This is a genomic window from uncultured Paracoccus sp., assembly GCF_937873615.1.
Lineage (GTDB): Bacteria > Pseudomonadota > Alphaproteobacteria > Rhodobacterales > Rhodobacteraceae > Paracoccus.
Map to the genome: position 1 here is coordinate 1 of NZ_CALMYP010000030.1, position 11,766 is coordinate 11,766.

Sequence of the window (11,766 nt, forward strand, 5' to 3'; positions counted from 1 at the left end):
AACCCAAAACCGCCACTCCTTAAAGCGGCATGACCCCAACATTTTGAACGGTCCCACCGGGTCACTTCTCAGCGGAAATCAACAAACGCTGTATCATACCAATTTCACACGATGCTCAGCTTGTCCGACTACGGCCACAGGCAGGCTAAGAACACGACCATCAGCGTCATTCGCTTCGGACAGGCTTTCTGTTGCCGATGTGACATAGAGATTGGTAAGGTCTTGGCCACCAAAGGCAGGACAGCTTGGTTGCGAAGCCGCTAAATTCACAGTGCTATCTACACGTCCTTCGGGCGCATATCGGGTCACGCGATGAGCCCCCCATTGCGCGTTCCAAAGGTAGCCCTCAGAATCCACAACGGCACCATCCGGGTTCAACCCTTCAGCGTTCAGATCAACAAACACCGTCGCTGGCCCCGTGGGCCACCCCTCGCTGTCCAGCGTCTGCCGCATGATCTGGCGCGTTGGAGTATCAGCATAATAGGCAAAATTGCGATCTGGAGAGAAACAGATGGCATTCGATATGGTAATGTCGTGATAGAGTGGCTCAAGCTTACCCTGATAGAAGCGATAAATCGCTCCTGCGCAATCTTCAGCCTGTTTCCCCATCGTCCCGATCCAGAACCCGCCCCAAGGGTCCGCACGGCCGTCGTTTGAGCGTGTGACCGGATTGTCAGCTTCCAAATCGATGACGTGTTCACTGGTACCCGTAGCAATATCGAACCTGAAGAGCGCCGTTTCAGAGGCGATCAAAAGCGTATCGTGATCCAGCCAGCCAGCGGCAGAGACGTGCTCGTCGAATTGCCACATCAACGGGCCCGATGCCTCGCGGGTCAGCAATTGTTTGGCGTTAATATCAAACCAGAAGAGCTGACCCCGCTCTGGATGCCAAAGTGGCCCCTCGCCCAGATGACAAACGCGCTCATCAATAATTTGAACGGCACCGCTCATATTTGGAATGCCTCGTCATAGGCTACGACGATCGCGTCAGCTTTGGCCCTAACGGCCGTGGCATCATCACCCGGCTTGTAAAGCGCTGACCCGATGCCAAACCCGTCAACGCCTGCCTGCTTCCATGCTGCAAAGTTGTCCGGTCCGGCTCCGCCCACCGCAAGCACCTTGGTTACCTTTGGCAAGACTGCCCGAATGGCTTTCAACCCGTCCGGTCCGATCGACAATCCCGGGAAAAGCTTCAGCCCGTCCGCGCCTGCTCGTAATGCAGCAAAACATTCAGTCGGCGTCATGACACCGGGATAGGATGCCATCCCCAACCGTTTCGTTTCCGAAATAACTTCGGGGTTGCAGTCTGGAGAAACGATCAAAGCGCCACCAGCAGCTTTGACGGCTTGCACGTCTTCTGTGGTCAAAACTGTCCCTGCTCCGATCAGCGCTTGCAGCCCAAGCGCCTTGGCCAAAACAGCAATGCTCTCAAGTGGATCGGGTGAGTTCAGCGGGACCTCGATCTTTGTGATACCGGCTGCAACAAGCGCTTCACCGATACCCTCAACCTCGTTCGGGGTCACGCCTCTAAGGATCGCGACTAAATTCCGGCTCATTCTGTGCCCCCTGTTTGGTATTTGTATGCTGCGCCCAATCCGGCCAGTGTCATAGCCGTTGCGTCTGCAAGCGTGGCTGCCATGCCCTGAGCTCCCAACCCTTTTTGGTAAAGCGCGCTTAGACGTGCATCGCCAATCAAGACAACCTGTTGGCCAAGCCAATAGGCTTTGGCGGACGCCAGCTCCAATCCGATCAGCATTCCCGAAAGTCGCGCTTTTGCGTCCGCTGCGGCCTGCCCCTGCAACAGGTCGGCTGCTCGCAATTCGAAAAGCCGCGCACCAAAAGATGCCGGGCGTGTCAGGCACTCTGACAAGGCGGCGTCGAAAGCATCGTCGCTCCAGCCGTCACCGCTCAAGCTATGACGCAGGACCGATTGCTTTGACAGCAGCGCGAAGAGTTCTCCGGTCATGCAGGTTTGAAAGCTGTCGACCTTTCCCGCGCTCACATTCACCCATTTGGTATGCGTTCCCGGCATGCAGATCACCCCGTCAAAACGGGGATTGGCAGCAAGGTAGCCTGCGATCTGCGTTTCCTCGCCACGCATGACATTTGCACTTGGGGTGATTTGGCTCAGCCCCGGCAGAATAGTGACCGACAGCCTTGGATCGGTGACAGGGGCTTGCACCCCATCGGTCTGTTCCGGTTTGCACGGCACCGCCGCATAAGGCGCCTCGATCCAGCCTTTTCGTGCTCCCACCATGCCACAAGCCACCGCTTGTGTGACCTCGCCTTCGCTAAGCCAGTCGTCGATCAGCGCGATGAGCGCAGGCTCAAAACCCGCAGGTTCAAGCTGTCCCATGCCCTTGTCGGACAGGCGATGATCCCGGACCTCTCCGCTCTCGCTGACAAGCCAAACCCGCAGGTTGCTGGTACCCCAGTCTATCGCGATCCAGTCAGACATTGCCTACCCCGTCACCACGACGCCGCCATCAATGACCATCGTCTGACCCGTCATCATACGACTGACATCCGAGGCCAGAAACAGGACGCCCCCGACGATATCTTCCGGCACCAGATGTTCTTTAAGGCACAGACGCTCAAGATGCGATGCTAAGGAAATCGGGTCTGCCCAAAGGTCCAGTTGCTTTTGCGTCAGAACCCATCCCGGCGCCAAGGCGTTGACGCGGATGTTCGACGCGCCCAAGTCGCGCGCAAGGCTTCGGGTCATGCCGTTCAGTCCGGCGTTGGCCGTCGTGTATAGCGGATAGCCTGCGTTCCCCATCATATAGCTGATCGAGGTGAAGTTAATGATCGTACCTTTACCGGCCGCCTTCATTGCCGGAACAACCGCCTGCGCCGCAAAGAAGTAGGCTTTCAGGTTGATCGCCTGCATCCAGTCCCAGAACTCTTCGGTGACGTCCTCGACTGCGTGGCGTTTGTCATTGGCGGCGTTGTTGACCAACACCTCAATCGCGCCATGCGTCTCAGCCGCATGGTCAATAGCAGACTTCAAAGCCGCCATATCGGTAATGTCACACGGTATGAACAAGGGTCGGACACCATGCTTGGCTTCCATCTCGTCGCAGAACTCTGATGCGTCCGAGCGCTGCACAAAGGCAACCTTCGCACCTTGCGCCAGGAATCCGTCTGTCAAAGACGCACCGATCCCCGAGCCGCCGCCGGTGATAAAAACGCTCTTGCCGTTCAGGTCGTGGAATGTTGCTGGAATACTCATCAGTGGCTTTCTCGTGTCACGGGGCGGGTGTCTTTGCCGACAAGGAAATCAAGGTCTGCGCCTTGATCCGCTTGCAGCACATGGTCGATATACATCTTGGCATAGCCACGTGTGTAATGCGGTGGCTCAGGCTTCCAGTTGGCGCGACGCGCCTCCAGCTCTTTGTCCGACACCAACAATTCCAACACACCGTTTGACGCAGAAACCTTGATCCGATCCCCCGTTTTGACCAGAGCTAAGGTGCCGCCATCATTGGCCTCGGGGCTGACATGCAGGATCACGGTCCCGAAGGCCGTGCCCGACATACGCGCGTCGCTGACGCGGATCATGTCGCGCACGCCCTCTTTCACCAACTTTGCAGGGATCGGCATGTTGCCCACTTCCGGCATGCCGGGATAGCCCTTGGGACCGCAGCCATTGAGAACCAGAATGGTGTCCGGGGTTACGGGCAGATCATCGCGGTCAATATTGGCTTTCAGGTCTTCGATGCTTTCGAACACATAGGCCTCTGCCTCATGCTCAAGCAGCGCATCGGTTGCGGCCGACGGCTTCACGATGGCGCCACGTGGTGCAAGATTGCCCCGTAAAACGCGCAACCCTGCGGCCGGCTTGAGCGGTTCGTCGAATGAGCGGATCACGTCGCGGTTCCAGCACTCGGCCCCTTCGGCATAGGCTGAGATATCTCCGCCCAACACCGTTTTAGCCGCGCGCAGCTTGGCCGAAAGTTCTTTCAGCACCACCGGCATACCGCCCGCGTAGCAGAAGTCTTCCATGAGATATTTGCCGGATGGCATACAGTTCACCAGCAAAGGCACATCTGATCCGATCTCGAAATCACTGAGCGTCAGGTCCACCCCGACCCGTCCGGCCAAAGCCAGCAGGTGCACCACCGCGTTCGTCGATCCTCCAACCGCAGCATTGGCCAGAATGGCGTTCTCGAACGCTTCTTTGGTAAGGATATCGGACGGCTTCAGGTCTTCCTCGACCATTTCGACCATTCGTTTGCCGGTTAGATGCGCCAAGGCCATGCGGCGGGCATCTACAGCAGGCAAAGCCGCGTTTGTTGGCAAGCTCATCCCCATCGCTTCGACAAGCGAGGCCATGGTCGAGGCCGTGCCCATCGTCATGCAAACGCCCTTAGACCTGCTCATGCCGGATTCAGCCGCCATGAAGTCGTGAAGCGTCATTTCGCCCGCGCGCACGGCTTCCGAGAACTTCCACACATCCGTGCCAGAACCAATATCTTTGCCCTGCCATTTGCCGTTGAGCATCGGGCCAGAACTGACGACGATTGTCGGCAGGTCAACTGAAGCCGCGCCCATCAATTGCCCCGGCGTGGTCTTGTCGCAGCCACCCAGCAGGACGACTCCGTCCATTCCGTAAGCACGGATTGACTCTTCGACGTCCATTGCCAGCAGGTTGCGAAACAACATGGCGGTCGGCTTCATCTGTGTCTCGCCAAGCGACATCACAGGGAACTCAACCGGAAAGCCACCCGCCTCCCAAACGCCGCGCTTCACACCCTCGGCCAGTTCGCGCAGGCCCGAATTGCATGGGGTCAATTCGGACCATGTATTACAAATCCCGATCACCGGTCTCCCGTCAAAGGCGTGATCCGGGAACCCCTGGTTTTTCATCCAACTGCGATGGATAAAGCCGTCCTTGTCCAACTTGCCATACCAGGCCCGATTGCGTCTGTCGTTCGCCATGTCTTTGTTTCCAGTGCCGAAAGTGGTATAAATGTTAATCCGCTAAGTGGCTGCAAGCTCTTCTAGCCACTCGCGATGCGGCAGCGCTTTTGAGGCCACCTTGCGCGTCTGCCTTAACTATCGCTTTCAATCTCCGATGATCGCTGGACGAAGCGGCAAAACGGATGCCACTTCGCGTGATCGCAGATACATGCGACGGCGGGAACCCCGAAGCGGACGTGTCCGTTGCACTCAATTCAACCAGGCCGCAGTTGAAAACACGATTGCGCGTGGGCCAAACTCACGATTTTCCGGCAGCAGACCCAGTCCCCCGCATCTCATCGAAGACGAACTCCGTTGTCGTCAAACAGGAGCGCCGACGCCGTCGAGAAACTGGCGCTGCGGCGCTGTCCCTGTGCAAAGCTGCGGTCGTCGGATTTGATCGTCACCAGCGGACCCCCGTTGCTGCGACCATAGACGAAAACCTCGCCGCCAAGGTTTTCGACCATCTCGACGTCGACCTGCAGTTCGGCGTCGCCGTCGGCCGCGAAATGCTCCGGCCTCAGGCCGACCGTCACTCCGGTTCCGACTTCGGGCGAGGCAGCAAGCCGCGGCAGCGGAATGACCTGATCGCCGTGTTCGGTCAGTTTCACGCCGTCGGCGGTGACCTCGCCGGTGAGAAAGTTCATCTTCGGGGATCCGATGAACCCGGCGACGAAGACGTTGTCAGGGTCGTCGTAGAGCGCCAGCGGACTGCCGACCTGCTCCACCAGACCTGCGCGCAGCACGACGATCTTGTCGGCAAGGGTCATCGCCTCGACCTGGTCATGGGTGACATAGATCATTGTCGACGCCAGTGATTTGTGCAGGCCCGCGATCTCGAGCCGGGTCTGGACACGCAGCTCCGCGTCCAGGTTGGACAGCGGCTCGTCGAACAGGAAGACCTCGGGATGGCGGACGATCGCGCGACCGATCGCCACCCGCTGGCGCTGGCCGCCCGACAGCTGGCCGGGCTTGCGGTCGAGCAACCGATCGAGCTCGAGGATGCGCGCGGCCTCCTTGACCTGGCTGTCGATCTCCGCCTTCGACGTTCCCGAATACTTGAGCGCGAAACCCATGTTCTCGGCGACCGTGAGATGCGGGTAAAGCGCATAGGTCTGGAAGACCATCGCGATTCCGCGTTGCGCCGGATCGAGTTTCTCGACCCGCCTGTTTCCGATCTCGATCATGCCGTCGCTGATGTCTTCCAGCCCGGCGATCAGGCGCAGCAAGGTGGATTTGCCGCAACCCGACGGGCCGACGAAGACCACGAATTCCCCGGGCTCGATGTCGAGATCGATCCCCTTGATCACATTCGCAACGCCAAAAGACTTCTTGACGCCGCGCAGTTTGAGCCCACTCATCCCGCATCCTCCTTCGAAAGCAGCCCGACCGATTGCCGGCCGAAACGCTGGCTGGTGATCTGAAGTTCGACCGGTCCCTCCCGGCCGCTCGATTCGATCCAGAACCCGACGCTGCCGCCCTGCATGGCAAGCAGGGCCGGCCCGAGACGGCGTGCCGCGCCCGAGACCTCGACCTCGATCGGTTCGGAGAAATACGGCAGTTTCCGCCCGGCCTGATCCAGGGCGCGGACCATGACGCGCAGGCAGTCGCCTTTCGGCGCCATGGCGGTCCGGTCGGGGGCGATCTCCAGCGCGCTGGGGATCTTCCTCTCCGGCAGCAGACACTCCGCAACCGCAGCGCCGTCCAGATACCCGGTCAGCGCGGTCGTCTCCCAGCGTTCGCCCCATTCGCCGAGTTCCGCGTCGGTGAAATGTTTGCGATCGATGATCACCGGCGGGTGCGGCAGATGCGGGAAGGCTTCCCGGTCCGGCTTGATCCGCCGCGGCGCGGTGCCGGCATAGCGGATCTCGACCTCGTCGCAATTGGTCAGGACGATCAGGGGAAAGATCCCGCCGATATTGCGTTCGCCCCGGGCGTAGTGGGTCACCGGTTCCATGACCACCCGTTCCGACGGCTCCGTCTGGCTGGCATAGGCATAGGCCGCGAATTTCGGTTCGCGGTACATGTCCATCACGCCGTGATAGCAGATGCCGTCGCCCGAGCCGAAATCCGCATGTGTGTTGTAGTCGAAGGCGCACCATCCGATGCAGCCCGCGACCGCGCTGTCGCCATAGGCCGCGTCCATGACCTCGAGATGGCGCAGGACATGTTCGTTCTGGCGCAATTCGTTGTCGGTGCTCTTGGTCGGGAACATGTGGCCGTTGTATTCCGTCACCAGATAGGGGACGTCGTGCCCCAGCCCGGTCACTTCCCGTTGCGGCCGCAACGGCGTCCGGCCGCGGTTGCCACCGAGTTCATGCGACCCCAGGACGAAGTCGTTCATCGTATAGACGTCTTCCAGAAACTCGCTTTCGGCGATGCAGCGGATCCCGCCGGTGGGCCGGGTGGTGTCGAGAGCGCGCGCCACGCGGTTTGTTTTGGCGTAGAACGCGTGATCGTCCGGGCTTTCATTGATCCGCACACCCCACATGATGACCGAGGGATGGTTCCAGTCGCGACGGATCATGCGTTCGACATTGCGCACCGATTCCGCCTTCCATACGCTGCCGCCGATGTGTTGCCAGCCAGGGATCTCCTCGAGCACCAGCAAGCCGATGCGATCGCAATGGTCGAGAAACCAGGGCGACGGCGGATAGTGCGAGCTGCGCACGGTATTGCAGCCGAGCTCGTACCTGACGATCTCCGCGTCGCGCTCCTGGGCGGCGCGGGGCAGCGCATAGCCGACATGGGGAAAGGACTGGTGCCGGTTCAATCCACGAATTTTCAGGGGCTTGCCGTTCAACCGGAAGCCGTCGGTGGTGAAATCGACGCTGCGAAACCCGAACTGCGTCGACCAGCCATCCCGGCCATGCGCCGTTTCAAGGACCAGGGACAGCGTGTAGAGCGCGGGGTCCTTGACATCCCACAGCGCGATGTCCTTCAGGCCGGCAAGGTCGATGGCAACCCGGGCCTCGGACACCGGCACCGTGGCGGTTGCGACGGTCCTGCCGCCGCGGTCGATCAGCTCCGCGGTGATCCGCCCCTCGATCTCCTGGTCGCAAGCATTGGCCAGCGTGACGACGGCATGTACAGTTTTTTCCGCCGCCAGGACATCGGGCGTTTCGACCTTGGCGCCCGCGATCGAGAGGGCCGGCGCGACCTCGATCCAGGCGTCCCGGTAGATGCCGGCATAGGTCAGATAGTCGATCTGCCCTCCGTAGGGCGGGATTTCGGGGTTTTCCGTCCCGTCCAGAACGACCGTCAACAGGTTGTCACCGGGGCGGAGCCGGTCGGTCAGCCGGGCGTGGATCGGCGTATATCCGTCCTTGTGGGCGGCAATTTCCGTGCCGTTCAGGTAGATCCGGGCATCCGCCATCACCGCGTCGAACCGCAGCGTCACCTCCTGGCCGTCCCAGGCGGGATCGGGGCGGATCAGCTTCTGATAGGTGTACCGGCGCTGGTAGGCCGTTTGATCCGCATGGTTGTAGGGCAGATCGACCGCGTTATGGGGCAGAGTGACCGCCCGCCCGCGGCGGGCCTGCTGCCTCAGTTCGGGCGCATCGCCCTCGTGGAACTGCCAGTCGGTATTGATGTTCGTTGTGTGCGGCATCGTGCTTTCCTATTTGACTGCACCCAGCATGCCCTGGACGAATTGGCGCTGGAGGACGAAGAAGATGAGAAGCGTGGGCAGGGTGGCCAGGATCGTCGCGACCATCAGAGCGCCATAGTCGGGCAATTGCTGCGTCCCCAGAGACGAGATGGCGAGCGTGATGGTTTTCTTGTCGTTGGTCTGCAAGACGATCAACGGCCAGAGGTAGCTGTTCCATTGCGCCATGAACACGATGATCGTCGCGGCGGCATAGGTTGATTTCATCACCGGCATGTAGATGAACGCGAAGATCTGCCATTCTTTCAGCCCGTCGACGCGGGCGGCATCGCGCAGCTCGCTCGGAAAAGCGATGGTCGCCTGGCGGAAATAGAACATGATGAACAACAGCGAGAGCGCGGCGACCGAGGGAAGGATGACGCCGATATGGGTGTTGATCAGCCCGATCTTGCCGGTCAGGACGAAGAGCGGAACCATCAGCGCGGCGAAGGGGATCGACATCAGAAGCAGCAGGCCGCCGAATACCCTGTCCTTGAACCTGGACTTGAAGACCTCGAAACCGTAGCCCGCCATCGACGCCACCAGCAGCGTCAGGGCCGTGCCGATGATCGCGACCTTGAAGGAATTGTAGAGGATCTCCGGGACATTGTTCGTGGTGACGAGGGTCGAGAGGTTCTCGGCCAGGGCCGATCCCGGCCAGCTTCTGCCCTTGATGATATCGGCGGACGTATTGGTGGCACCGATGATCATCCAGGCGAAGGGGAAGACGGAGACGAAGGCCATGACTCCGAGGAAGCCATAGGTCGCCAGGGTTCTGAACGATCTCATTTCCGGTCCCTCGCAACGTAGAATTGGATGAAGCTGAGGATCGCCACGAGAACCACGATGACGTAGGACACCGTCGCGGCGTATCCGAAGCTCGGCATGAACTTGAAGGTCAGATTGTAGATGTACATGGACAGCGTGAGCGTCGCATCGCCCGGCCCGCCTTCGGTCAGGTTCACCACCTCGTCGAACAGTTGCAGCGTGCCGATCGTCGACATGACGCAGGTGAACAGGATCACCGGTTTCAGCATCGGAATGGTCAGTCGGAAGAAGACCGCTCTGGGTGGCACCCCGTCCACGCGCGCGGCCTCGTAGATCGAGCGGTCGATGTTCTGCAGGGCCGCAAGGTAGAAGATCATGTTATACCCGGTCCAACGCCAGGTGATCCCGATGATGACAAGAACCTTGGCCCAGAACGGATCGCTCAGCCAGGGGATCGGCTGGTCGATCAGGTAGAGCCCGATGAGCGTCTGGTTCACCACCCCGTCGAGTGCGAACATCGACTTGAAGAGAATGGCATATGCGACAAGCGACGTGACGCAGGGCAGGAAGATCGCGGTTCGCAGCAAGCCGCGAAATTTCAGATCGGGATTGTTCAGCAAAGTGGCCATGAGCAGAGCCAGAACGATCATGATCGGCACCTGCACCACCAGAAAGGTGCCGGTGTTCAGCAGGGCTTGCAGGAAGACAGGATCCTCCGTCAAGCGCAGGAGGTTGTCGAAGCCGCCGAAGGACAGATTCATCCCCCTGCCGGTCTGCAAGCTCATCCACAAGGAGGACAGGATCGGGTAGATCATGAAGAGCCCGATCATGACCATCGCGGGCATGATGAATGCCCAGCCGTTCGATTTCATAGATTTCACCGCATGACCTCCTTCGATTCAGCCGCGGCCAAGGCAGGGCAGCCGCCGCGGCCGCCGCCCCGTCTCGGGATTACCGGATGGCCTGGGTCAGGCGCCGCTCGTAGGTTTCGAGCGCGTCGTCAAGCGCGGCATCGCCGCGGATCACGTCTGGCACATAGGCGAGGAAGGCCGCTTCCGCCTCGAAGGTAAAAACGCCGAAATTGACCTCCGGAACCACGCCGAGCCAATCCGCGAAGTCGGCCCAGATCTTCTGGTCGGCAAAAAACGGATCCGGCGCGTCGTAGGCGGCGGTGTGACGCGCCGCCAGCAGCGAACCGACCGCGCCCTTGTCGGCGAGGATATCGGCGTAGAAGTCGCTGTCGCCGGCCCAGACATCGTTCAGGAAATCCAGCGCCACTTCGGTGTTCGGCCCCTCGGCCATGACGTACCAGCTGGAACCGCCGACGTTCGAGGCATGCACCGCACCTTCGATACCGTCGATGCGCGGGATCGGCGCCACGGCCCATTCCCCGGCCTGATCGGCGTTGGCCTTGATGGCGGCGGTGATCCATGAGGCGGTGGCGACGCCGCTCACGTCATGCGAGGTGAAGGCCCCGACATATTCGGTCCAACCCGCGGCATCCTGCACAATGCCGGATGTCATGACCTTGATGTATTCCTCGACAACCTTGCGGAACCGCGGATCGGCCCCCAGCGATACCGCACCGTCCGGCGTGGTGTACCAGGTGCCCGCCGATTGCAGCATGAGCCGGAGCAGGTCGGTGCGGTTGAACGGCTGAACCAGGAAATCCTTGCCGGTCACGGCCTCCACCGACTGGCCGATCTCGATGAACCTGTCCCAGGTGATACCCACCAGGTCATCCTGCGCGAATCCCGCCGCTTCCAGATCGGCGCGATGATAGAATACGCCGGTGACACCGGAATCGAAGGGCATCGAATAGGCCGTCCCGTCCACCGTTGCCAAGGCGACCTTGTAGGGCGCCATGCCGGACAGGTCGACATGCTCGCCCACCGGTTCGAATGCCTGCGGGAAGGTGAGCAGAAATCGTTGGGCGGCATAATCCTCGATCAGCACGATGTCCGGCAGGCCCTGGTTGCTGCCCGAGGCAAGCTGCGATTGCAGTTTCTGCTCCAGCGCATCCTTGCCGAAATCGGCAACCACCAGGCTCACGTCGGGATGTTCGGCCTGATAGCGCGCCATGGCCCTTTGCATCGAGTCACCGTTGAAATTCGGATCCCAGCTCCAGACCGTGAGCATGGTCTCGGCCGATGCCGTTCCGGCAGCAAGGCTCAGGGCGCCGGCGGTGAGCATGGCGCCAAGGCTGCCGGTCGATTTCAGTGAATTTAGTCTCATTCTCTCTCCTCCGTGAGATCGGACAACGCTGCCCGAGACCGGACATAGCACGATTCGGAAAAAAAAATTAGTAAAAAAAAATTTCAACAATCAGACGGTCTGTCTGCAGTTGCGCGGTATCAGTCTCTAGCAACGCCGACGCGAGATGGAGTCTG

General features: G+C 60.2%; 10 protein-coding genes. All 10 read right to left on the bottom strand.

Annotation, left to right across the window (positions count from 1 at the left end; all coding sequences use genetic code 11):
• Positions 1-93: 93 nt before the first annotated feature.
• Positions 94-951, bottom strand: coding sequence for an SMP-30/gluconolactonase/LRE family protein (locus Q0330_RS08355; RefSeq protein WP_040181357.1), 858 nt, complete (start codon positions 949-951; stop codon positions 94-96).
• Positions 948-1,556, bottom strand: a complete 609-nt coding sequence (locus tag Q0330_RS08360; RefSeq protein ID WP_040181354.1) for a 2-dehydro-3-deoxy-6-phosphogalactonate aldolase — start codon at positions 1,554-1,556, stop codon at positions 948-950. The genes Q0330_RS08355 and Q0330_RS08360 overlap by 4 nt, the downstream gene beginning before the upstream one ends.
• On the bottom strand, positions 1,553-2,458 hold the full coding sequence (locus tag Q0330_RS08365) for a 2-dehydro-3-deoxygalactonokinase (protein ID WP_040181352.1): 906 nt from the start codon (positions 2,456-2,458) through the stop codon (positions 1,553-1,555). The genes Q0330_RS08360 and Q0330_RS08365 overlap by 4 nt, the downstream gene beginning before the upstream one ends.
• A gap of 3 nt (positions 2,459-2,461) precedes the next feature.
• On the bottom strand, positions 2,462-3,232 hold the full coding sequence (locus Q0330_RS08370; RefSeq protein ID WP_040181347.1) for an SDR family oxidoreductase: 771 nt from the start codon (positions 3,230-3,232) through the stop codon (positions 2,462-2,464).
• Positions 3,232-4,941, bottom strand: a complete 1,710-nt coding sequence (locus Q0330_RS08375; RefSeq protein WP_299477224.1) for an IlvD/Edd family dehydratase — start codon at positions 4,939-4,941, stop codon at positions 3,232-3,234. The genes Q0330_RS08370 and Q0330_RS08375 overlap by 1 nt, the downstream gene beginning before the upstream one ends.
• Before the next feature lie 317 nt (positions 4,942-5,258).
• On the bottom strand, positions 5,259-6,323 hold the full coding sequence (gene ugpC / locus Q0330_RS08380) for a sn-glycerol-3-phosphate ABC transporter ATP-binding protein UgpC (RefSeq protein WP_040181342.1): 1,065 nt from the start codon (positions 6,321-6,323) through the stop codon (positions 5,259-5,261).
• Positions 6,320-8,572 carry a glycoside hydrolase family 2 TIM barrel-domain containing protein gene (locus Q0330_RS08385; protein WP_299477227.1) on the bottom strand — a complete coding sequence of 751 codons (2,253 nt, stop codon included), beginning with the start codon at positions 8,570-8,572 and terminating at the stop codon, positions 6,320-6,322. Before Q0330_RS08385 ends, ugpC begins: the two co-directional genes overlap by 4 nt.
• 9 nt (positions 8,573-8,581) lie before the next feature.
• Complete coding sequence (locus Q0330_RS08390) at positions 8,582-9,397, bottom strand: carbohydrate ABC transporter permease (RefSeq protein WP_040181336.1); 816 nt, start codon at positions 9,395-9,397, stop codon at positions 8,582-8,584.
• Positions 9,394-10,248 carry a sugar ABC transporter permease gene (locus tag Q0330_RS08395; RefSeq protein ID WP_072702247.1) on the bottom strand — a complete coding sequence of 285 codons (855 nt, stop codon included), beginning with the start codon at positions 10,246-10,248 and terminating at the stop codon, positions 9,394-9,396. Before Q0330_RS08395 ends, Q0330_RS08390 begins: the two co-directional genes overlap by 4 nt.
• A 79-nt stretch (positions 10,249-10,327) precedes the next feature.
• Positions 10,328-11,611, bottom strand: coding sequence for an ABC transporter substrate-binding protein (locus Q0330_RS08400; RefSeq protein WP_299477232.1), 1,284 nt, complete (start codon positions 11,609-11,611; stop codon positions 10,328-10,330).
• Positions 11,612-11,766 lie beyond the last annotated feature (155 nt).